The sequence below is a fragment of the Sphingobacterium sp. PCS056 genome (genome assembly GCF_023273895.1).
Classification (GTDB): Bacteria; Bacteroidota; Bacteroidia; order Sphingobacteriales; family Sphingobacteriaceae; genus Sphingobacterium.
This window is the reverse complement of sequence record NZ_CP096883.1, coordinates 409,770-434,292: the sequence shown is the minus strand read 5'-3', so window position 1 is coordinate 434,292 and position 24,523 is coordinate 409,770. Positions and strand designations below refer to the sequence as shown.

Sequence of the window (24,523 nt, the reverse complement as noted above, 5' to 3'; positions counted from 1 at the left end):
TTCCTCCTGATTATGCCTCAACTAATTTTGTACGTAATACCTGTTTGTATTCTTTAGGGAATACTTTGATAAAGCTGTTTTTCTCAGCAGTCCAGTTTTCGAGGATATGTTGTGCAATTTTGCTGTTTGTGAGTAAAATATGTCTTTTTAGCAATGCAATAATTGCTGTTTCATCTTCTTGCTCCAATGGATCAAGATCCACCATTTCGGTATTGCAATTGTCTCTAAATGTTCCTTGTTTATCGTAAATCCAGGCAATACCACCGCTCATACCTGCTCCGAAATTTCTTCCTGTAGGTCCTAAGATAAGCGCACGCCCCCCGGTCATGTATTCACATCCGTGGTCACCAAGGCCTTCTACTACTGCTGTTGCGCCTGAGTTACGAACTGCAAAACGTTCGCCAGCTTGTCCATTGATAAAGAGATGCCCCGATGTGGCACCAAATAGGGCAACATTACCGATGATGATATTTTCATGTGGAATCAATTTACTTTCTGCTTTTGGATAGATCGCTAATTGTGCGCCAGATAAACCTTTACCAACATAATCATTTGCTTCACCTTCTAATTCAAATGATAGTCCTTTTGTTGAGAATGCACCAAAGCTTTGTCCTGCTGAACCTTCAAATTTGTAATTGATGGTATTGTCAGGTAAGCCTTCGGATCCATAGAGTTTAGAGATTTCATTGGATAGTAAAGTTCCGATAGTTCGATCTGTATTTTTGACAATAAAGGTTCCAAATACAGGAGTTTTGTTTTCTAGAGCCTGTTTTGCTTGCTTTAATAATCCCCAGTCTAAGATCATACCCATGCCGTGATCTTGCTCTTCGGTATTGTAAAGTGACTGATCAGGGTCGTTGGGCTCCACATATAATATACCTGAGAAATCAATTTTAGAAGCTTTCCAATGATCTATGTTCTCACGTTTTTTAAGGAACTGTGCTTTTCCTACCATTTCATTGATGGTACGGAAGCCTAATTCTGCCATGGTCTCTCTGATTTCTTCGGCCATGAAGCGGAATAGGTTAACAATATCTTCAGGTTTGCCTGTGAATAGCTTTCTTAATTCTGGATCTTGCGTAGCTACACCTACCGGACAGGTATTCAAGTGACACTTCCGCATCATAATACATCCGCCAGCAATAAGTGCAGCTGTTGATACGCCCCATTCTTCAGCTCCTAATAAGGTTGCTACGACTATGTCGCGTCCAGTTTTTACCTGACCATCTGCTTGTAGTACAATACGGCTTCTCAGTTTGTTTTTTACTAAAGTTTGGTGTGCTTCTGCTAATCCCAATTCCCAAGGTAGACCAGCATGCTTTGTAGAACTGATTGGTGAAGCTCCTGTTCCTCCGTCAAATCCTGCAATAAGAATAACGTCTGCATGTGCTTTTGCAACACCGGCAGCAATGGTTCCTACACCGGCTTTTGAGACTAGTTTTACATTGATACGTGCAGCGCGGTTTGCATTTTTTAGATCAAAGATCAATTGTGCCAAATCTTCAATGGAATAGATGTCATGATGTGGAGGGGGCGAAATTAGGCCTACACCTGGTGTTGAATGTCTTGTTTTGGCGATCCACTCATTAACCTTAGATCCTGGAAGCTGACCGCCTTCTCCAGGTTTGGCACCTTGAGCCATTTTGATTTGTATTTCATCTGCCTGTGTTAGATAGTTGGATGTTACACCAAAACGTGCTGATGCAACTTGCTTAATTGCGGAACGCATGGAATCACCATTTGGAAGGGGTAGATAACGAAGTTCATCTTCACCTCCTTCGCCTGTATTTGATTTTGCACCGATGCGGTTCATTGCAATTGCTAATGTGCTGTGTGCTTCATGTGAAATGGAACCAAATGACATCGCACCTGTGGCAAAGCGTTTTAAAATATCACTAGCTGGTTCTACTTCTTCTAAAGGGATTGCGGTTCTGTGTCTTGCAAAATCTAATAAACCACGTAAGGTGAACATCTGTTCTTTTTGGTTGTTTATTTTTTCTGCATATCTTTTATAAGTTGCATAATCGTCATTTCGACAAGCTTGTTGTAGAAGATGTACGGTATCTGGGTTCCAAAGGTGTCCTTCTCCTCTTCGTTTCCATTGGTATAGACCACCTTCTGGAAGTAACGTTTGTGGAGTACGGCTTTCTTTGAAATTCACCCAGTGCTTTGTCAGTACTTCTTGTGCTATATCGTCAAGATTTAAGCCGCCGATACGGGATACAGCACCGCAAAAATATTTGTCTACGACAGTTTTGTCTAAACCCAATACTTCAAAGATCTGTGCACCATGGTAGGACTGTAGTGTCGATATTCCCATTTTTGAAAATATCTTTAATAATCCTGCATTTACTGCTTTTACATAGTTTTTAGAAAGTTCGGGCCAAGTTAATTCGGTTTCGATTTTACTTTGTTCTTTCATCGTCCGGATACTTGCTAAGGCCATATATGGATTAATGGCTGTTGCTCCGAATGCAAGTAAACAGGCAAAATGATGAACTTCCCAAGCATCTCCAGCTTCTACAACAAGACCAACTGCGCCTCGGTTTCCTGTTTTGATTAAATGGTGATGTACTGCGGATACAGCTAGTATGGATGGAATAGGTGCATGTTGTGAGTCAATAGCGCGATCTGAAAGTATTAATACCTCGAATCCATCACGGACAGCATCATCTGCATAGCGACAAAGACGTTCTAATCCGGCTTCAAGGGATCCACTTTGTCCATCTGCTCTGAAATATGATTGTAGGGTTTTTGCCTGAAATACACCTGTGTCTATTGATCTTAGTTTTTCTAATTCTTTTGATGTTAAGATGGGATGTTCTAGGGTTACGCAGTGACAGAATTTTTTGTCTTCAATAAGTATGTTGCCTGCATTTCCAATGAATGTTGCCAGACTCATGACTAGGCGCTCTCTTATTGGATCAATAGGAGGGTTGGTTACTTGCGCAAAAAACTGCTTAAAGTAACTGGATAGATGTTGTGGCTGATCGGACAGTATAGCTAATGGTACATCAGAGCCCATTGATCCTGTTGGCTCATAGCCGGTCAGCGCCATTGGCGTTAAGATTGTTTCTAAGTCTTCTCTCGAATATCCGAAAGTTTGTTGATACTTAAAGACTGATTCTTTGGATAGATATGTGTATGTAACACGTGGCTCAGCTAATTCTGTTAATTTGATTTTATAACTGTCTAACCAATCGCCATAAGGTTGTTGACGTACTAGGTCGCCTTTTACTTCTTCGTCGGATAAAATTTTACCCTGTTCCATATCGACTAAGAAAATTTTACCAGCTTGCTGTCTTCCTTTTTTGATAATTGTTGATTCATCGATTGGAAGTGCTCCTGCCTCTGAAGCAACGATAACACGATGATCTGAAGTAATTGCATATCGTAATGGACGTAACCCGTTACGGTCTAAGGTGGCTCCTATAGATTTTCCATCGGTAAAACAAAGTGCTGCTGGACCATCCCAAGGTTCCATTAATGTGGCGTGGTATTCGTAAAATGCTCGCTTTAATGGGTCCATTTGTGTGTTGCCATCCCAAGCCTCGGGTACTAGCATGAGCATGACATGGGAAAGGCTACGGCCACTGTGTAATAAAAGTTCTGCTACATTGTCTAAACATGCTGAGTCAGATTGACCACGATCGACAACAGGTAGGAGTATCTCCATCTCTTCTTCTGTAAAATAAGGAGAGGAAAGGGCACGCATGCCTGCGTAAAACCAGTTGAGATTTCCTGTTAATGTGTTGATCTCACCATTATGCGCTAACATACGGAAGGGCTGTGCTAATGACCAGGAAGGGAAGGTATTGGTTGAAAATCGTGAGTGTACTAATCCAAATGCAGAAACAACTCTTGGATCGCGTAGGTCTTTGAAATATGTGCCAACTTGGTAGGTGGTGAGCTGACCTTTATAAATAATTGTTTTGCAAGATAGGGAAGCGAAGTAAAGCGGTAGTGGGTATTCTTGATACTGTTTGATTTTTTGGATAATCAAACGTCTTAGGACAAATAATTTGCGTTCAAATTCTTCCGTGTTATGTACTGTCTCGGGTCTGTCGATAAAGAATTGAACTATTTCTGGTTCAGCGCTTAATGCTGTCGGGCCTATACCTGCTCTACTTACTGGCACATCCCGAAATCCAAGGAATTTCATATCCCTTTCGGTTGCTGCTTCTTGTATAACTGTTCTGCAAATTTTGTTCATTTCAGGTTCTTTGGGAAGGAAAACCATTCCTACTCCATAATATCCTGGTTCTTTAAGTTGTATACCGAGGTTGATACATTCTTCCCAAAGAAACTCATGTGGTAATTGAATCATGATACCTGCGCCATCTCCACTCTCTGGATCACAGCCACAAGCACCACGATGCTCCATATTTTCTAACATGGTCAAGGCATCTCTTACCTGTGCATGTGATTTTATTCCTTTTATGTGTGCGACAAAACCAACCCCACATGCATCGTGCTCAAAACTCGGGTCGTATAGCCCTTGCTGATTTGTGTTACTTTCAATCATCTTCCTTATTCAATTATTACTTTGCTAATATATGAACAAAATCATTAAAATTTTATAGAATTTATAAATTATTTTAAAATAGATTATGTTATTTATAAATTTAACTGTTTTTGTTGCTGATATTGCATTTTTATGTGATTTGTATTCAAGTTTTTGATACGCTGTAGTTCGTTTTTTGGGTCACCTGTCAGGGTTACTCTTTGTATTTGTATGTGGAGTTAGCCTTAATCTAGTTTTTAGTGTCTCTATTTTTTGATATACTTTATCTATCTTAGCTTTATTATGATCACCTTGTGAGGTGATCATATAAGATATTTTTAGCCATGAAGATCACTGAAATAGAAATTTATAGATTAAGTATTCCTATGGAACCTTTTGTCATTGCAACGGGTACAATGGATTTTGCCCAGAATACTTTTATTCGTGTTCATACTGATACTGGGATATTTGGTGTTGGAGAATGTTCTGCTTTTCCAATGATTGTTGGCGAAACACAAGATACTTGTTTAGTCATAGCTCGTGATTTTGCTAAAATCTGGAAGGGGAAAGATCCTTTGGAGCTTGAAGCTCGTCTTGCTGAGTTAAATTTGTATATCGCCAATAATACAACCATTAAATCGGCTTTTGACATGGCATTGTATGATATTGCTTCTAAAAATGCTGGCGTTCCTCTTTATCAATTTCTGAAAGGAAGTCCAAGGGAAATCGTAACTGATATTACGTTAGGTATTGCGAGTCCAGAAGAAATGGCAGCTAAGGCAAAAGAACTTTACAATGCTGGGGCTGCTATGTTAAAAATAAAATTAGGAAAGGATCCTAAAACGGATGTCGCACGTATTCGAGAAATACGTAAAGCTGTTGGTTTTGATATTCCTATTCGGATTGATGCCAATCAGGGATGGTCTTACGAGGGAGCGTTGGAGGCTCTGCAAGGGCTTGAACCATTTAAGATTCAGTTTTGTGAACAGCCCATGCGCACTTATCTGGATCATTTGCTACCTGCACTTCGTACTGAAACTACTGTTTTAATTATGGCTGATGAATCTGTTTATAGCCATCATGATGCTGAGCGCCTTTGCCGTGCTGACGCTTGTGATTATATCAACATCAAATTTTCAAAATCTGGTGGTATTCATGAGGCATTAAAAATTGCTGCGGTGGCTGCTGAGTTTAATATTCCCTGTATGATAGGGGGGATGCTTGAAAGTCGATTGGCTTTAGCCGCGAAAGTTCATTTTGCTTATGCAGCGCCGAATGTGAAGTTTTATGATTTGGACACTTTTATGGTCGGACATTTGGAAGATCCTGTTAGTGGTGGGATTCAATACAACGGTTATCATATCCATATTTCTGATCATATAGGGATTGGTGCGGATATTAAACAAGAATTTTTAGATCGTTGTGAACGTTGGGTGATTTGATGATCTTAAATTTTTAACATTTGTTAAAAAATGATGGAAGAGTTTGCTGTTTGCCAGTCCTCTGGGCTTAAAATAAATAATATTCAGTACCTTTGTAGCACTTATTATTGTATTAAAAGTAGCGAAATATTATGAGTACACAAAAAGGTCCTATTTCTCAGTTTATTGAGGAAAATTACCTTCACTTCAATGCTGCGGCATTGGTGGATGCAGCTAAAGGTTATGAGGCTCATCTATTGGAAGGTGGTAAAATGTTAATTTCTTTGGGTGGTGCAATGAGTACTGCTGAATTGGGAATTTCTTTGGCTGAAATGATCCGTCAAGATAAAGTACATATCATTTCATGTACGGGTGCTAACCTGGAAGAGGATGTGATGAATTTAGTGGCACACTCACATTATAAACGTGTACCTAACTATCGTGACTTGACTCCAGAGCAAGAAAGAGAATTATTAGATCAACATTATAATCGTGTTACAGATACTTGTATTCCTGAAGAAGAAGCTTTCCGCCGTCTGCAAAAACACTTGGAAGATGTATGGCATGCTGCTGAGGCAAAGGGCGAGCGTTATTTGCCACATGAATTTTTATATCAAGTTGTAAACTCTGGTGTATTGGAGCAATATTATGAGATTGATCCTAAAAACTCTTGGATTGTTGCAGCAGCAGAGAAGAATTTACCTATTGTTTGCCCAGGATGGGAGGATTCAACAACTGGTAATATCTTTACTTCTAATGTAATCAAAGGTAAATTGAATGTTCATACTGTGAAATCAGGTATTGAATATATGATTTACTTGACAGAGTGGTACCGTGCTAACTCTTCTGGTAAGGGTGTTGGTTTCTTCCAAATAGGTGGTGGTATCTCTGGTGACTTCCCAATTTGTGTTGTTCCGATGATGTATCAAGATTTAGAGTGGGAAGATGTTCCTTTTTGGTCTTACTTCTGTCAAATCTCTGATTCAACAACTTCTTATGGTTCTTACTCGGGCGCTGTTCCGAATGAAAAGATCACTTGGGGTAAATTAGATATTGATACTCCAAAATTTGTGGTTGAATCCGATGCGACTATTGTTGCTCCCCTGATTTTTTCTTACATTTTGGGTAAATAATAAAATATGTCGAATTTATTGACTTCAGATCCGATTGCTTTACAGGCATTTATGTCCGAGACTATTTTCGCGACAGCTGATGCTATCGGTAATCTTTCGGTAGAAACGGAGTCTGTATCTTCTTCTTTAATTCCTTCGCAGGTTCCTGCTCATCAGGAAGCTGTGGAGGAATTTATCTATCAAGGTTCTAAAACGAAAGGAATCTTGTTTATTTTAAGATATCCAAGTTTTCCTTATTTTTCACCTGAGGCTGAGGATGCTTTTATCAAAACAATTGGAGCCTTAAAATTGACATCTGATGATGTTGCTGTTGTGAATTTGGCTAATACTCATAATCCAAATGACTTTAAAAGAATCATGACTTTTTTCGCGCCTAAAAAGATTATTCTATTGGGTGTTGATCCTAAATCTTTGAAATTGCCTGAAATCGCACATAATTCTTATATGCATGGGCGCATAGCTACTGTATTTAATACTTATAGTTTTGAAGAGATGTTTGCTGATATGGTTAAGAAAAAGTCTTTTTGGGTGGAGTTTAAATCTTTAATTCAGCATCAAGGATAGTCTTTCTCGTCTATCATTAGCTATTTTCCTTTTATATTTCTACATTTAAATAAAATCCTATTCAAATGATTGAACTTATTTTTGCTACTAATAATGCCCACAAATTGGAAGAGGTGCAAGCTATGGTGGGAGAGCAATTTTTACTTAAGTCTTTGGCTGATATCAATTGTCATGACGATATTCCAGAGACTGGAGTTACTTTTTATGAAAATGCGAAACAAAAAACGGACTATCTGGTCAATAAATATAAACTAAATTGCTTTGGAGATGATTCTGGTTTAGAGATTGATGCTTTAGATGGTGAACCTGGAGTGTATTCTGCACGTTATTCGGGTACACGGGATATGGAGCAAAACATCAATTTGGTGCTGGAAAAATTACAAGACGCGGATGACCGTAATGCTCGTTTTAAAACAGTGATTTCTTTATATTTAAATGGAGAGCAATACTTTTTTGAGGGTAGCGTTGAAGGTCATATTATCGATAAACGCAAAGGTATTGATGGATTTGGTTACGATCCTATTTTTGTACCTCATGGTTATGCTCATACATTTGCTGAAATGACAGCGGATGAGAAAAATAAAATTAGTCATCGTGCTATTGCTATTGAAAAAATGGTTGAATTTTTGAGCAAATAATGATGAATACCAAGCGTGTATTTTTTAAAAATAAGAACTTTAAATTCGGGTATTATTTAAGAGCATTTTTTCGTGAATTTTCTTTTCTACCCTGGTACCGGTATAAAAGAAAAGTGCTCAACCGTGATTTGATATTATCTGATCAAAATTTTTGTGCTCGTTTAAATTATTATAATCAATTGGATCATGAACAAATAATAGGATCTGCTGGGTGTAGACTGAAAGATCTGAAACGCCCAGATCGTGGTTCTGTTTATTACTTTGATTTGAAGCAATATCTAAGGTATTTTAAAGGTGACCTGATGATTGATGTGATTCCAGGAGATGTTGTTCATGTGCCTGAAACTCCTGCAATTGTTAAGAGTAGACCTATTAGAAGCGGTAATAACAATGCTGTTCTTCTGAATTTGGATAAAGTGAGGCATTTTAATTTTATCAACGATGAAATTGCATTTCGGGATAAAAAGAATATGTTACTCGGACGTGCTACAGTTTATCAGGAGCATAGAAAAGCTTTTTTTAATCTTTATTTTGATCACCCTATGTGTGATCTTGGAGATGTCGCCAAAAGGAATAGGGATATGCGCTGGTTTAAGCCAACGATGTCGATATCTGAGCATTTGCATTATAAATTTATATTGGCATTGGAGGGTAATGATGTTGCGACAAATTTAAAATGGATCATGTCTTCTAATTCAATCGCAGTGATGCCGACGCCAAAATTTGAAACTTGGTTTATGGAAGGTTTATTACTACCTGATGTACATTACATACATATTAGGGATGACTATAGCGATTTGGAGGAAAAACTAAATTATTATATTTCGCATCCTGAAAAAGCTGAGGAAATTATTGTGTCTGCACAGAAATTTGTTCAACAGTTTAAAAATAAACACAGGGAAGATCTAATTTCTATCATGGTCCTTGATAAGTTTTTTGAGCAGACTGGTCAACGATCTTTACTTTAATTACTATTCTAGTTTTCGATGTTGCTCAAAGCGATCGTATTATTAGGGAATTAGTTTTAGCGATATTTAATAGGTGATCAAAACCATTGCTCCATGTTAATTGATATTCAATATCTTAATTCTAGTGCTTTTGAGGACGATTTTCAATCTCCTTTTTACCAAATTATTATGCTTAAAGAGCAGCGTAATTTTGCTGTTGATTTTACAAATTATATTTGTCCGCATTATTCTTTAGTTTTTTTGTCGCCTTATCAACATTTTGACTTGTACGATCTAGATTCAAGATTGATCAAGAAGCTAGAGTTTCATGGTGATTTTTATTGTATAGAATATCACAAGAAAGAGGTTGCCTGTAACGGTCTATTATTTAATAATATTTATTTGTCCCCTTTTGTGACAGTTACGCCTGCTTTATTTGAGGAAATAGAATCAATTTTTTGTAAAATATGCATCGAAAAGGCCGATGTTAGTCCTTTTTCTGAATCTGTACTCAAGTCATACTTACAATTGATATTGGCTTTGTGCAGTAAAGTGAAGTCTCCACAATTGATTAATACGCATGTTTATCAGGATGAATTAACGGTTGGGTTAAAATTTCAAAAATTGCTGGAAGCATTTTTTTTGATAGAGCGATCCGTACAATTTTATGCTCATGAACTTGCTTTGGGATTGGATTCATTTAGTAAAAAAATTAAGAGAGAGTTGGGAAAATCTCCTTCGCAATTTATTCAAGACCGTGTGGTGTTAGAAGCAAAAAAACTGCTGCACTTAACCTATTTATCGATTAAAGAGATTGCTGCAAAACTTGGGTTTGAAGATGAGTTTTATTTTAGTCGATATTTCAAGAAGAATGTCGGGATTTCTCCTTCTTCATTTCGAGAGCGTGTGGGTATCTCCATTGTGGCTAAATAATCTATTAAATTTACGGATTTGTCCATGCTATAGCTGCTTTATTAATTGGAAATTTGTACATATATCAAATATAGACAACTATGTACCGACTTATTTCTTTTTTAGCAGGATTACAAAATCAGTTTATTAATTTTTTGCGTTTTACCGTCTTTCTTGTGATGGTTTGGATAGGAGGTTTAAAGGCATTTCAGTACGAAGCTGATGGTATTGTTCCTTTTGTAGCCAATAGTCCGGTTATGTCTTTTTTTTACAGCAAGAAGGCGCCAGAATATCAACAGTATAAAAATCCGGAAGGCAAAACAATTCAAACAAATGTAGATTGGCACCATGTAAATGGCACTTATTTATTTTCCTATGGTTTAGGAGCTGTTATTGTAGGTATTGGACTTTGTGTTTTATTGGGTATATGGTTCCCGAAAATAGGATTGCTTAGTGGTATTTTGACATTTGGGATGTCCTTGGTGACGTTATCATTTTTGATAACCACCCCAGAAACATTTGTGTCAAATCTAGGTGGTGATTTTCCAACACCTTATTTCGGGTTTCCTTATTTATCAGCATCTGGACGATTGGTTATTAAGGATATTATTATGTTAGGTTCTGGACTTATCTTTGTAGCAGATAGTGCAAGAAGAATCATGCTATCTGTAAGTCGTTGATATTCTGCTTAAATTGTGTAAATTTAACCTGAAATGTTATAATTCTAAGGTGTCAATAAAGTGTTATTTTTGTCATGCAGATTTAATCAATTGCTTCTCTTTTTGAAGTCTAGCAATTTTTCAGATATGTTGAACTTATCATTAAAAAATGCGCTATGATTTTAAAATACATAACTCTCTTCGTTGGTTTATTTGTTTTCTTTTCTCATTCTTATGCTCAACATCATCACGAACAAGTTAGTAAATCGACTGTTTCGTATGTATGTCCGATGCACCCTGAAGTGACCTCTTCGAAAGCGGGAAAATGTCCAAAATGTGGAATGGAACTAGTCAAAAAGAATATCGACCAGCAAGATTCGAATCCTCATCATGCTGTTGCTGTTAATCCATATTTGGGAACTAATGATCGTTACACCCCTTTTAAAAATTTTGCTGTTCCAATAGCACATCCTACTACAGATCCATCTAAAATCCCTGGATTCACTATATCGAATCTTGAAAAAGATATTGAAACGAAAGCCATCTCGGGGGCTCGTGCAGGTTTGCACCTACCTCAAGGATCTGCTGATGTTAAAACTATTCGTTATGATTTATTCGTTACTGATTCAATTGTGAATTTTACTGGTAAAAAGCGTCAAGCTATTGCTGTAAATGGCAGTCTTCCTGCTCCTACCTTAGTTTTTACAGTTGGTGATACGGCACTTATTTATGTACACAATCAAAGTGATGAACCGACTAGTGTGCATTGGCATGGTATATTTTTACCTAATCGCATGGATGGTGTAGCACATTTGACACAACATCCTATACCTCCTCACAAGACTTATGTCTATAAATTTCCGGTGCTGCAAGATGGCACTTTTTGGTATCATAGTCATTTTTCTCTTCAAGAACAAATCGGGCTGTATGGTGCGTTGATTTTTAACAAAAGGACTGAACCTGATATCCCTACAATACCAGTTGTGTTAAGTGATTGGAGTGATATGAATCCGCACGAAATCAATCGACGGTTGCACGCGGGTAATGATTGGTTCGCTATTAAAAAGAAAACAACACAAAGTTATAGTGAAGCTATTAAAGCGGGGCGATTGGGCGTTAAATTGACTAATGAATGGAAGCGAATGACCGCGATGGATGTGAGTGATGTGTACTATGAAAAATTTTTATTGAATGGTGCTCCAACACAACATTTATCACAATTCAAGGCGGGTGATCAAGTTCGATTAAGAATTGTTAATGGTAGTGCATCTACTTATTTTTGGCTTAGTTTTGCTGGTGGTAAACTCAAAGTTATCGCCAATGATGCTAATGATGTAAGGCCTGTAGAGGTGGATCGTATGCTCATCGCTCCTTCAGAAACTTATGATGTGGTGGTTACTATTCCTGAGAATATGAAGTATGAATTTTTAGCTACTGCTGAAGATCGTACTAACCATGCTTCATTATGGCTTGGGTCGGGTATGGATATGCCTGCTGATAAATTGCCTAAACTGGATTATTTTGCGGGAATGAAGATGATGAATGGTATGATGAAGATGAACGGTGATATGAAACCCATGGGGCATGAAATGAGTTTACAGCAGGTCGATATGAATGCTGTTATGTATCCTGAGTTGAAGAAGTCGAGTTCAAATGTTGCTGATCATTCAACTAACAAAAAAGTGTATGTATGTCCCATGCATCCTGATGTTGTTTCTGATAAGCCAGGTACCTGTCCCAAATGTGGAATGGATCTGGAGTTGACGAAAGGCATTGAGGGAAAACAATTAGAGCATGACCACAATCATACAGGGAAGGGCGATTTACTAACCTTAAACTATAACATGTTGCAATCGGTAGAGGTCACAACGCTTCCTAATGGACCCTGGAAAGATCTAAGTTTTGAGTTGACTGGTAATATGAACCGTTACGTATGGACTTTGAATAATAAGACGGTTTCGGAATCAGATAAAATTTTGATCAAACGTGGAGAAAATGTTCGAATTAAACTCTATAATAATTCTATGATGCGACACCCTATGCATCTCCATGGACATGATTTTCGATTGGTCAATCAATATGGTGAGCGTTCGCCTCTTAAAAATGTGGTGGATATTATGCCTATGGAAACATTGACACTGGAGTTTGCAGCAACTGAGGACGGAGATTGGTTTTTTCATTGCCACATTCTTTACCATATGATGAGTGGTATGGGGAGGATATTTACGTATGAAAATTCTGAACCAAATCCAGAAATTCATGATCCAGTAAAAGCCTATAAGATGGTGCAAATGGATGATCGTATGTTTACTTTATCTGGTGAAGCTAGTGTACAGAGTAATGGTACTGAGGGATTGGTTACTTATTCAAACACACGTTGGCAGATTTCTCAAATGTGGAATGTGGGTTATAAAGCTTCCCAGGGATACGAGAGCGAAACAACGGTGGGACGGTTCATTGATAAAATGCAGTATGTGATGCCTTATGTTGGTTTTGATTATCATTATAAAAAACTAACTGGTCATGAAAAAAACTTGTTTGGGGATCCTGAACGTAATATGTTTGGTCAGAAGGCGAACAAAAGTAATCGTAAAGTTCCTGTATTCGGTGTTGCTTATACTTTACCTTGGTTGGTGATAGCTGATATGCGCGTGGATACTAATGGTAAACTACGTTTTCAATTGGGAAGGGAAGATATTCCGTTAACTCCACGTCTACGAATGAATTGGATGGTTAATACGGATAAAGAATATACTGTTGGTTCTCGTTATGTATGGACAAAATACATTTCATTGGGAGCTCACTATGATAGTGATATGGGTTTGGGAGCTGGTGTGGTGTTTACTTACTGATGAGGAAGACTATTCCTATTACATAAAAAAGGTCTGATAAGAGTAATCAGACCTTTTTTATGTAATAACTTCAATCAGGAGATGAATTTTGTAAATTCTGTTTAAATCAGATTTTAATTATCTTTTGATCGGTGTCTGAGTTGGGGAGACGGGTCTCGGTTCAACTTGTTTGATTTGTTCCTTTACTTCAATTTGTTTTTTCATCGTTTCTGGAACGTTATCTTCAATCTCTTTGTCTATATTTTTTAATATTTTTTCTTTCGGTTTTCCTTCTTTGCTTTCAGCTTGCGGTGCTTTTATTTCTTCTTTGGCAACTGATCGTTTTCGATTGAGTAAGTCTTGTTTTGACTTTGGTCTGTCTTCTGGTTTCCAAATAAATCCTGGAAGGAATTCTTTTTCTTGTGTCAACTGGGCAATTGGGTAAACTTTGCCATCTACCTTTCGTATGGAAACATATTCTTTTAATTTATTATTTTCCATGTAAATCTTAATACGACTACTTCTGTCGTGGAATAACTCTGTGGCGACATTGGTTTCTTCATTAACGACATAGATGATATTTTCGGCATTTCCATCAACAAACATGCGCTCTAAACTATTTTTATCAAAGAATCCTGTTATTTTACGTCCTTTTAATTGGTTATATTTGACAGAATCTAATGTAGCATTTACCATGAAGGCATTGCCTACAATCAAGGTGTTGTCCAATTTTTGATTGACAAATTGTAAAAAAATTGTATCTCCGGATATTTGTGATTTTTCGGCCCAAATCATTGGTTTTCCCATTAATCTGAACATGGAATCTGCCATGCCATAATAAACTGAATCCGCAACAGCTTGAAAATCTGATTTAAACATCCGTACATTATGATATGCTTTTACAATACGGGTTTTTGCCGTGTCGGGTGGACTTGCGGACTGCCCCGTATTATTTTTTGCAGATCGTAGGGCTTTATTAAAGATTTGATCACTAAAATCTGCTTTTGGGACGACTGCATTTTTTCTTAGTAGACTATCTGCTTTGCTGTTTTTTTCTAACTCAAATCGATTTAAATCTTTAATAACAGGTTTTGCAGGTGCCTTACTGGATGTTGAATTTTCTTTTTTAGTATTTTGTTTCGTCGATTCTTTCAGAATGGTGGATTTGTCTTTTGTATTTTTGGGGTTTACCTGTAATTTTACTTCTTTTTTTGCTAAGGTATCACCTTTCAACTGAAGTGAATCTAGACCTTCTGTAAAATTGGTACTTGTGCTATCTTCATCGTCACCATAGTCTTCATCGACTTCTACATCTAACTCTCCTCCATCACGACTTAGTTTGAAATTTTTTGGTATGTATGCGCTACGTAGAATCATTTTCGAGAAGAGTGTATCTGCGGTCATAAAAATAGAATCCATCTGAACAGAGTCTTTTGGCAATGTTACTGCGTCTATTTTAATAGGTTTATTGCCATTTGATTGATTTTCTTCTTTGGCAACAACTTCTTCTTTTTTCTCGTTTTTATCTTTTTTCTTGATTTCTTTGTTAGATGTGTTTTTGGATGTAGGTCTATCTGTTGAATCTCGCTGAGTACTATCTTTTTTTACGACAGAGATGATCAAAGGTTTGTCGGTCATGGTAATGGATTCGTCGGATTGGCGGTATAATCCTTTGTTCCCGTATGCGTAAAATTTGTCTGTGGTATCAATAAAAACAACGTTGCGAATCGCTTGTCCTTCCCCTGTACGTCTGTCATAGTGTAAAGTATCACCTTTAAGCATTTTACTACCTTCGGTATATAGGTTTTTCTTGGTGAAATTGGCAACACCGGTGTTTGTATTATAATCTCCTTTTTCTGTGTATAGATTTTCGCCTTTATTCCCTTTGATATTGGTCGGGGTATAGAAGTAAGTCATACTGCTAGGCGAATTATACTTCATGGAATCGGTATATATTTTGACATTGGGTGTTCGCACCACCACTTTTTTATTAAAAAAGGCATCTTGCGTATTTTCGAAATAAGTGGCATTGGTACTTGTGATGGTATCGGTACCGCTTGTAATACGTCCGCCTCCGTAATAATTACCCACACTACTCCTCATATTATACTGCAAATGATTGGTAGTCAAGATGGAAGATCGACTGACCATACGGACGTTTTGCGTTAGTGTTGCATTTTGTGATGCTGCATCATAGTGAAGTTTATCGGCAAATATTTGCGTTCCGGTTGGTTGTGTTATGATGACATTGCTATAGGCTTCAAAAAATTGTCTACCAATTTCGTCTTTATGTAAGTATCCACTATCGGCTGAGAGTGTCGATCCTTTATGCTCAAATACTGGTCGATAAAACATTGCATTATTAGACATACCAGTGATCATGTTTGAGGACGACAATAAACGGAGTTCATCTTGCTGTTGTGCAGATGCTAGCATGAGGCCGAGGGCCATAAATATAAAGGACAGAAAGTATTGTTTCACAGAGACAAAAATATGTATTTTAATTGAACTTGTTGATTAATGGTAATTTTTCATTTAAACAAATATATGCTCAATAAATATACATTATCTTTGATATATGAATTTGCTGGAAAGATTAACATTTTTTATCAAGGATAACAGTCTTTTTGAGGCTCATGATAAGATCTTGTTAACAGTGAGCGGTGGACGCGATTCGATGCTTTTGACCTTTTTATTGGCAAAGGCCGGTTATCAGATAGCTATTGCTCATTGTAATTTTGGATTACGTGGTGCAGAATCTGATCTGGATGAGTGCCTGGTTCGGGATTTTGCTGAAGCACATGGTATTCCTTTTTATGTTAAGCATTTCGATACAGAACAGGTGGCTTCAAAGAGAGGAATCTCTATACAGATGGCTGCCCGTGAACTGCGTTATTCTTGGTTTGAGGAATTAAGAGAAGCTTTAAGTTTTGACAAGATAGCTGTTGCACAGCACTTGAATGATCATATAGAAACAGTACTCCTAAACCTCTCCCGTGGAACAGGTCTTCAAGGTCTGCAGGGAATTCAGGCAAAACGTGACCGGTTGATTCGTCCTTTACTGTTTCTTAAAGCTGAGGAGGTATTGCATTATGTTCAGGAATACCAAATCCCATATCGTGATGATCAATCAAATTTTTCAACGAAATATGCTCGTAACAAAGTACGTATCGATATTATTCCTCAATTTAAGAAAATACAGCCTGATTTTGAGCGGGTATTTGAGCAGAACATCGCTCATTTTAAGGAAAGCTATACGTTACTGCAGCAGTTTATTGCTCCTCTTCGGGATTCTATTTTTTCTAAAGAGCATGATGAGTGGATTATCGAAAAAGAAGTGCTTCGCAAACATATAACGGATTTGCCTCTGCTATATGAACTGTTTTCCCCATTTTGTTTTAGTAAAAATGTATTGGCAGATCTTCAAACTTGTTTTGATAAAGAATCTGGTCGACTTTTTCAGTCGGAGTGCTATGATTTATTATTAGATCGCGATTTTTTGATCATTCGTGAAAAGGAGTATAAGCAGGATAATGAAACTGTTATTACTTCAGAAACTAAATCTGTATCTTGGAGGAATTATAATGTCACATGTGATTATAGTTTTGATTTGTCTATAGTACCAGATAAGCAGATGGCAAAAATAGATGCCGAATTGTTGGTTTTTCCATTGACGTTGCGTGCTTGGAAAACTGGTGATTTTTTCTATCCTTTGGGAATGACGGGAAGAAAGAAGTTGAGTGATCTTTTTACAAATTATAAGGTGAATGTTTTTGAGAAGGAAAATATTCCGATTTTAGTAAATGGTAACGGGGACATCATCTGGGTAGCGACTTATCAACTCGATAATCGATATAAAATAAGTGGAAATACTAAAAAAGTGTTTGTTTTAATTTGTAAATAGTATGATGAAAGAGGGACTTCTATATACTGAGAACCAATATTTGGGACGAGACCGCGTGTGGATAAGTGTGCGTTTGGTTCTTGCTTTGTTTTGTTTTACAGCAGTGTATCTAAATATTGATCAATTACTTTCTAGCCAATTATTTATGCTTGTTGGTATCGCGATCATCATTACATCTGTGGTTATGATGTATCTTTTATTGTACCGTATTGAGGTATTTGAGGGTAAGGTCATGTTAAGCGGATTATGGACAACTCGCTTGGTTAAAATCGAATTAAGTTCGATTGTCAAGATTGAAAAGAAGCCATTTAGTAAATTTTTCTTTAATAATCCGGTATATAATCTTCATATCAATGGGAAGATCAAATTTTATGCAGGTGGTAAAGATGCTGTTTGGCTTACGGACAAGGATGGTCTGGTATATGTGATCGGTACACAACGTCAAGATGAACTATTTCGCGCTATTGAACAAGCAAAGTCTTGTACTTAGAAATACTTAAAAATTGTTAAATCAAAATATACTGACATTTGTAAGACAAGTGATTTAAAAGAGTTTCATTATTTTTGATAAAATGACAACGAATATAAAGTTATGGCAGGATTATTAAAATTTTTATTGATTGCTTTCGCTGTATGGTATTTAGTTAAATTCTTAATACGATTATTATTACCATTTGCGATGCGTAAGGCTGCGGAAAAGCTTATGAAAAAAGCGCAGCAGCAAGGTGGCTCTACTTATACCAATGGAGGGGGTTCTTTCCATTATGAGACATTTGGTCAAGGTGATAACCGCTCACAATCGGCACCAAAAAACGATGGACGTATTTCGGTAGATTATGTTCCACCTAAACAGGAACATAAAAGAAAAGTGGCTGACGATGCTGGTGAATTTGTAGATTTTGAGGAAATAAAATAAATGACTTCCTGTTCAAAATAGCGTATCTTTGTGCTATGTGGTTGCGTCAGCTTTCAGTTTTAAATTTTAAAAATTATTCAGAATCTTCTTTAGAATTCTTGCCAGAGGTAAATGCTTTTGCCGGGGATAATGGTGTTGGTAAGACAAATCTGTTGGATGCTATCCACTATCTTTCTTTGTGTAAAAGTTATTTTAATCCCATTGACTCGCAACATATCAAACAGGGCCAAGATTGGTTTATGTTGCAGGGGTCTTTTGAAAAGGATCAGCTTCATGATGTGATATCCTGTAGCATCAAACGTAATCAAAAGAAACAGTTCAAGAAGAATAAAAAAGATTATCCTAGATTGGCTGATCATATCGGTCAATTTCCTTTAGTGATGATTTCTCCTAATGACAGTATGATTATTACGGATGGTAGTGAAGAACGCCGTAAATTTATTGATAATGTCATTTCTCAGACTGATAATAAATACCTGGATACACTTATCATTTATAATAAGATCATTGCCCAACGTAATATGCTGTTGAAGCAGGCTAAGCAAAGTGGTGTATTGGATTTGGGGCTTGTTGAGGTTTTAAATATGCAACTTGAAGAAGTTGGTACAGTAATATATGGTAAACGTGTTGCTTTTATGACTGAATTTCAGCCGGAGTTTGATCGTCATTATCTATATCTTACTGAGAATGCTGAGACTGTTCAGCTTGTCTATGAGTCTCCTTTAATGGAGGATTCGTTTTTGAATATTTTAGAGAAAAATCTTGATCGGGATCGCGCGTTGGAGAGAACTTCGGTTGGTATCCATAAAGATGATTTGATTTTTACGATTCACGGAGGCATGCCTTTGAAAAAATTTGGGTCTCAGGGACAACAAAAATCTTTTTTAATCGCATTAAAACTAGCCCAATATTCTTTCTTTCAACAAAAGAAAGGGTTTAAACCTCTTTTGCTTTTGGATGATATCTTTGATAAATTGGATGATAAGCGTACCCACAAGTTGATGCAGATGGTTTCGGATGATGAATTTGGTCAAATTTTTCTGACAGATACAGATGCAAAAAGAATTAAGCGAATTTTTGATGCGATTGCTAGTCCAGTACGTATCTTTGACATAGCAGGAGGTGAAGTTTATGTATGATAAGAAGTATAAAGGTGCATTGGAATATATTCGTTCTAGTGATGATATCACCATAAAGGAAGCTATTGAACGTCTTCTTGATGCATACAAATTAAAACGTAAATTTGAGGAAACTTCTATTTTGGCAGTGTGGCCGACATTGATTGGTAAAGCTATTGCTAACCGTACAAAGCAAATTTATATCAAAGATAAAAAGCTATTTGTGAAAGTCGAATCTGCAGTTATTAAAAATGAACTGGTTTTAATGCGTAAACAGATACTCGGGCGTGTCAATGAGCATGTGGGCCGTGTTATTGTCGAGGAGCTAGTGGTCCTATAATTTAATTTGAAATGATTATCTTCAATAGATGAATACATTTTTTGAATCCCAAATCATTCAACTTTTTGATATTTCTCCAAAGAACCTAACACCTATATTATCTTCTTTCTTGGAAGAAAATCTGTCAAAAGGCACCTATTTTTTAGAACAGTATAATCGTTGTGAGCGATTGAGTTTTATTCAATCTGGGATCGTAAGGGTTTTTAAAGAAACGGCCTCAGGCGAGGTTACACAATGGATAGGACAGGAGGGGTACTTTGTTACGGATCTATCTTCATTTCTTTTTGATCAACCTGCGCGTTGGAGCATCCAGATGTTGACAGATACTAAATTGCTTTCCATTTCTAAAAAGGATTATCTTCAATTTGAAACACATATACCTGACTGGAATCGTTTAGAGAAGCGATTTATTGCCAAGTGTTTTTTACAATTAGAAGATCGTATTTATAATTTTATAGCTCATACGGCTGAGGAACGTTACCATTTGTATTTTGAACAGAATAAAGCGCTGTTTAATCGTGTTCCTCTTCAATATATAGCTTCTGTATTGGGTATGTCTCCTGAAACTTTGAGCCGTATTAGAGCGAAGATAAATTCTTGATAAAAGTCAAGGGCATGGTTGTTTGAATATACTAGTTTTGGTATATGAAAGCACATATCGAAAATTCAATCACTATTAAAGCTTCAATCGAATCGGTTTGGATCGTATTGTCTGATTTTAATAAATATCCGGACTGGAGTCCTACAATAAAGCAGTTTTTTTCTATTCCAAGTGTTGGACAAAGATCTAAGGTTAGATTAGAACAGTCTAAGGGGCCCAGTATGAATATGAATCCTCTGTTTCTAAACATTACTCCTTTGAAGGAACTTCGTTGGAAGGGTAGTCTTATTGTACCAGGATTGTTTGATGGTGAACATTATTTTATACTCGAGAAAAAATCTGATCATGAAACAGTTTTGACTCAAGGAGAATACTTTTCGGGAGTGTTGATTTATTTTTTTCGAAAGATGATCTATGGTGTAACCTACAATGATTTTAAGTCTTTTAATGTGGCTTTAAAAGAACAGGTGGAGAATAGGAATATCTTATAGATATTCCTCTAAATTTCCTTTACCAGCTCTGATGATTTCAAATTCACCTTCTGTCAGATCTACAACTGTTGAGGCAACATTATCACCGTAACCGCCATCAATAACTAAATCGACCAAGTTTTCATATTTTTCGTGAATGAGTTCAGGATCTGTCGAATATTCTAAAATGTCGTCTTCATCACGAATGGAGGCTGTGACAATGGGGTTGCCCAGTACACGAACTATTTCACGTACGATATTATTATCAGGAACCCGAATACCTACAGTTTTCTTTTTTGAACTTAATAATTTTGGAACTTGGCTACTGGCATTGAATATAAAAGTGAATGGTCCAGGTAGAGCTTTTTTTAATACCCTAAAGACTGTTGTATCGAAAGGTTTGGTATATAGTGATATATCTGTCAGGTCATAGCAAATAAAGGATAGATTGGCCTTGTCGGCTTTTAACCCTCGAATTTCACAAACTTTTTCAATAGCTTTCTGATTCGTAATGTCGCATCCGATACCGTAAACCGTATCGGTGGGGTAGATGATAACTCCACCTTTTTTTAGAATATCAACTACTTGTTGTATTGATTTCTCATTTGGATTATTATCGTATATTCGGACTAACATAAGACTTTGATATATTGCTAAATTACAAATTATTTGTATATAAAAGAAAAGCGGCCAAAACTGAATGGGTTTTGACCGCTTTTTATGTGTTTGCTATTGATTAAAATTCTGCGTTGTTTGGCGTGCGCGGAAATGGGATGACATCTCTAATATTGGTCATACCTGTTACGAATAATACTAAACGCTCAAATCCTAATCCAAATCCTGAGTGAGGTGCCGAACCATAACGACGTGTATCTAAAAACCATTCCATTTCTTCTGCTGGGATATTAACTTCAGCCATTCTGGTTAATAACTTGTCCAGATTTTCTTCGCGTTGGGATCCGCCTACCATCTCACCGATACCAGGGAAAAGTATATCCATAGCACGTACTGTTTTGTGCCCGTTGGCATCAATATCATTTTGCTTCATATAAAATGATTTGATCTCCGCTGGATAATCAATGAGTATGACTGGTTTTTTATAGTGTTTCTCAACTAAATAACGTTCGTGCTCGGATTGTAAATCAGCTCCCCATTCGTCAATTAAGTATTTGAATTGCTTCTTTTGATTTGGTTTGCTACGTTTTAATATATCAATGGCTTCTGTATAGGTTACACGTTCGAAATCATTGTTGAGTACAAATGTTAATTTGTCGATTAGATTTAGCTCTGCTCTTTCTGCAGCAGGTTTATTTTTTTCTTCTTCTAATAAACGTGTTTTTAAGAATTCAATTTCTTCGGGGCATGTATCCAGTGCATATTTGATCACATATTTGAGCAAATCTTCTGCAAGATCCATGTTATCTTCTAATTCGTAAAACGCCATCTCTGGTTCAATCATCCAGAATTCTGCTAAGTGACGTGTCGTATTTGAATTTTCAGCACGAAATGTTGGTCCAAATGTATAGATGTTGCCAAATGCCATTGCAGCTAGTTCACCTTCTAATTGTCCAGAAACTGTTAAGTTTGTTGATTTGCCGAAAAAATCTTCTTTAAAGTCAATGTCACCACTTTCTGTACGTGGAAGATTATTGAGATCTAGTGCTGTCACACGGAACATTTCTCCTGCACCTTCGGCATCAGATCCTGTGATAATTGGAGTATGCATATATACAAAATCTTTATCATTGAAAAACTTGTGTACTGCAAATGCCAGGGCGTTACGAACTTTAAATACGGCATTAAAAGTTGTTGTGCGAAAACGTAAATGAGCGATTTCACGTAAAAACTCTAAACTGTGCTTTTTGGGTTGTAAAGGATATTTTTCAGCATCTGAATCACCTAAAATCGTCAATTCGTTTACTTTGATCTCAACTTTTTGACCTTTACCTTGTGATTCAACTAAATTTCCCTTTACACGTAATGCAGCACCAGTTGTGATTCTTTTTAACAAAGCTTCTGGTGTGTTTTCAAAATCAACTACTGCTTGGATATTGTGAACGGAAGATCCATCATTAATTGCTATAAATTGATTGTTACGGAAAGTTTTAACCCAACCTTTAACAATAACTTCATGCCCAAAATCAGTGGCATTTAATAATTCTTTTATACGAGTATGTTCCATTTTTATTGTAGCATTTCAAATAAGGTCTAAATATCAGATCAGGATCTTATTTTTTTATACGAGATTCAAAAATAGCGTATAATTTATAAAAATCAGTGATTTATTTAGAAATTGTATATATTTATTCAATTAAAAAAGCCTCTGAAAATTTCCAGAGGCTTTTGATATTGTTTTTAAAGGGAAATTAACCTTTTAATACTTTTGTTACTAATTCAGCAGCTTCATGTAATTGAATTGCAGAATAAACTTGTAAGCCTGAATCATCAATTAGTTTTTTTGCTTCAGCAGCATTAGTACCTTGAAGACGTACGATAATTGGTACAGGGATATTACCGATTTCATTGTAAGCATCAATTACACCTTGTGCTACACGGTCACAACGAACGATACCACCGAAAATGTTAATTAAGATTGCTTTTACATTTGGATCTGATAAAATAATATTAAAACCAGCTTTTACAGTTTCAGCATTTGCAGTACCACCTACATCTAAGAAGTTTGCAGGCTCACCACCAGCAATTTTGATGATGTCCATGGTTGCCATTGCAAGACCGGCACCATTTACCATACAACCTACGTTACCATCAAGTTTTACGTAGTTTAAGTTAGATTTACCAGCTTCGACTTCTGTAGGATCTTCTTCAGTTACATCGCGTAATGCTGCATAATCTGGGTGACGGTATAATGCGTTTTCATCTAAATCTACTTTCGCATCTACAGCTAAAATTTTATCGTCAGATGTTTTTAATACAGGGTTGATTTCGAACATCGAAGAATCTGTTGAATCGTATGCTTTGTATAAAGCAGCAACGAACTTCACCATTTCTTTGTGTGCAGCACCTGTTAAACCTAAGTTGAAAGCAATTTTACGTGCTTGGAAACCTTGTAAACCAACTTTAGGGTCGATTTCTTCTTTGAAGATTAAGTTTGGAGTTTTCTCTGCTACTTCTTCAATATCCATTCCACCTTCTGTAGAATACATAATGATATTACGACCTTTTGTACGGTCTAATAACACAGATACATAAAATTCTTTAGTTTCACTTTCACCAGGATAGTAAACATCTTGAGCAACTAATACTTTATTTACTTTTTTACCTTCAGCACCAGTTTGAGGAGTTACTAATTGCATACCGATGATATCTGTAGCACGTTGTGATACTTCTTCTAGGTTTTTAGCTAATTTAACGCCACCACCTTTACCGCGACCACCAGCATGAATTTGAGCCTTGATTACAACCCAGTCCGAATTGTATTCTTCTTTCAATTTTTTAGCAGCTTCTACAGCTTGCTCTGGAGTTTCAGCAACAATACCTTCTTGTACTCTTACGCCAAAACTTTTAAGTATTTCTTTTCCTTGATATTCGTGAATGTTCATTGCAA

Annotated in this window: 20 protein-coding genes; 15 read left to right on the top strand and 5 right to left on the bottom strand. The window is 36.7% G+C overall.

Translation table 11 applies throughout. The features are described from left to right. Positions 1-10: 10 nt before the first annotated feature. Entirely contained in the window at positions 11-4,525 is a 4,515-nt protein-coding gene (gene gltB / locus MUB18_RS01760) for a glutamate synthase large subunit (RefSeq protein WP_248754807.1), read from the bottom strand. A 323-nt stretch (positions 4,526-4,848) separates the two neighbouring features. On the opposite strand from gltB, the gene MUB18_RS01755 reads away from it, so the two are divergent. From MUB18_RS01755 to MUB18_RS01720, 8 genes are all read left to right on the top strand, one after another. After that, positions 4,849-5,946, top strand: coding sequence for a mandelate racemase/muconate lactonizing enzyme family protein (locus MUB18_RS01755; protein WP_248754806.1), 1,098 nt, complete (start codon positions 4,849-4,851; stop codon positions 5,944-5,946). A gap of 131 nt (positions 5,947-6,077) precedes the next feature. Continuing rightward, complete coding sequence (locus tag MUB18_RS01750; RefSeq protein WP_021188785.1) at positions 6,078-7,058, top strand: deoxyhypusine synthase family protein; 981 nt, start codon at positions 6,078-6,080, stop codon at positions 7,056-7,058. A gap of 6 nt (positions 7,059-7,064) precedes the next feature. Continuing rightward, a complete protein-coding gene (locus tag MUB18_RS01745; protein ID WP_045752511.1) occupies positions 7,065-7,622 on the top strand; it encodes a hypothetical protein in 558 nt (185 codons plus the stop codon). Between the two features lie 65 nt (positions 7,623-7,687). Further along, complete coding sequence (rdgB, locus tag MUB18_RS01740) at positions 7,688-8,260, top strand: RdgB/HAM1 family non-canonical purine NTP pyrophosphatase (RefSeq protein WP_248754805.1); 573 nt, start codon at positions 7,688-7,690, stop codon at positions 8,258-8,260. After that, entirely contained in the window at positions 8,260-9,228 is a 969-nt protein-coding gene (locus MUB18_RS01735) for a glycosyl transferase family 90 (RefSeq protein ID WP_248754804.1), read from the top strand. The genes rdgB and MUB18_RS01735 overlap by 1 nt, the downstream gene beginning before the upstream one ends. Before the next feature lie 93 nt (positions 9,229-9,321). Continuing rightward, positions 9,322-10,140, top strand: a complete 819-nt coding sequence (locus MUB18_RS01730; protein WP_248754803.1) for a helix-turn-helix domain-containing protein — start codon at positions 9,322-9,324, stop codon at positions 10,138-10,140. 80 nt (positions 10,141-10,220) lie between these two features. Then, a complete protein-coding gene (locus tag MUB18_RS01725; protein WP_248754802.1) occupies positions 10,221-10,799 on the top strand; it encodes a DUF417 family protein in 579 nt (192 codons plus the stop codon). 155 nt (positions 10,800-10,954) lie between these two features. Then, the gene (locus MUB18_RS01720) at positions 10,955-13,630 is read left to right on the top strand and encodes a multicopper oxidase domain-containing protein (RefSeq protein WP_248754801.1); all 2,676 of its coding nucleotides are present in this window, start codon (positions 10,955-10,957) and stop codon (positions 13,628-13,630) included. 117 nt (positions 13,631-13,747) lie between these two features. Here MUB18_RS01720 and MUB18_RS01715 read toward each other — a convergent pair whose 3' ends face one another. Further along, entirely contained in the window at positions 13,748-16,090 is a 2,343-nt protein-coding gene (locus tag MUB18_RS01715; protein WP_045752516.1) for an OstA-like protein, read from the bottom strand. 97 nt (positions 16,091-16,187) lie between these two features. Between MUB18_RS01715 and tilS the strand changes: the two genes are divergently transcribed. From tilS to MUB18_RS01680, 7 genes are all read left to right on the top strand, one after another. Then, positions 16,188-17,513 (top strand): tRNA lysidine(34) synthetase TilS, encoded by a 1,326-nt coding sequence (gene tilS, locus MUB18_RS01710; protein ID WP_094771775.1) that lies wholly within the window; start codon positions 16,188-16,190, stop codon positions 17,511-17,513. A 1-nt stretch (position 17,514) separates the two neighbouring features. Then, entirely contained in the window at positions 17,515-18,003 is a 489-nt protein-coding gene (locus MUB18_RS01705) for a hypothetical protein (protein ID WP_084405270.1), read from the top strand. A 102-nt stretch (positions 18,004-18,105) separates the two neighbouring features. Continuing rightward, complete coding sequence (locus MUB18_RS01700) at positions 18,106-18,429, top strand: DUF4834 family protein (RefSeq protein WP_045752518.1); 324 nt, start codon at positions 18,106-18,108, stop codon at positions 18,427-18,429. A 35-nt stretch (positions 18,430-18,464) separates the two neighbouring features. After that, positions 18,465-19,568 carry a DNA replication/repair protein RecF gene (gene recF, locus MUB18_RS01695; protein WP_045752519.1) on the top strand — a complete coding sequence of 368 codons (1,104 nt, stop codon included), beginning with the start codon at positions 18,465-18,467 and terminating at the stop codon, positions 19,566-19,568. Continuing rightward, a complete protein-coding gene (locus tag MUB18_RS01690) occupies positions 19,561-19,887 on the top strand; it encodes a DUF721 domain-containing protein (protein ID WP_084405271.1) in 327 nt (108 codons plus the stop codon). Before recF ends, MUB18_RS01690 begins: the two co-directional genes overlap by 8 nt. Positions 19,888-19,915: 28 nt before the next feature. Beyond that, positions 19,916-20,488, top strand: a complete 573-nt coding sequence (locus tag MUB18_RS01685; RefSeq protein ID WP_094771776.1) for a Crp/Fnr family transcriptional regulator — start codon at positions 19,916-19,918, stop codon at positions 20,486-20,488. A gap of 44 nt (positions 20,489-20,532) precedes the next feature. Next, entirely contained in the window at positions 20,533-20,979 is a 447-nt protein-coding gene (locus MUB18_RS01680; RefSeq protein ID WP_248754800.1) for an SRPBCC domain-containing protein, read from the top strand. Here the strand turns inward: MUB18_RS01680 and MUB18_RS01675 are convergent. The 3 genes from MUB18_RS01675 to sucC all read right to left on the bottom strand — a co-directional run bounded on the left by MUB18_RS01675 (position 20,974) and on the right by sucC (position 24,518). Next, on the bottom strand, positions 20,974-21,594 hold the full coding sequence (locus MUB18_RS01675; protein WP_045752522.1) for an L-threonylcarbamoyladenylate synthase: 621 nt from the start codon (positions 21,592-21,594) through the stop codon (positions 20,974-20,976). The genes MUB18_RS01680 and MUB18_RS01675 overlap by 6 nt on opposite strands. Before the next feature lie 100 nt (positions 21,595-21,694). Then, a complete protein-coding gene (gene asnS / locus MUB18_RS01670) occupies positions 21,695-23,140 on the bottom strand; it encodes an asparagine--tRNA ligase (RefSeq protein WP_045752523.1) in 1,446 nt (481 codons plus the stop codon). 184 nt (positions 23,141-23,324) lie between these two features. Beyond that, positions 23,325-24,518, bottom strand: a complete 1,194-nt coding sequence (sucC, locus tag MUB18_RS01665; RefSeq protein WP_045752524.1) for an ADP-forming succinate--CoA ligase subunit beta — start codon at positions 24,516-24,518, stop codon at positions 23,325-23,327. Between the last annotated feature and the right edge of the window lie 5 nt (positions 24,519-24,523).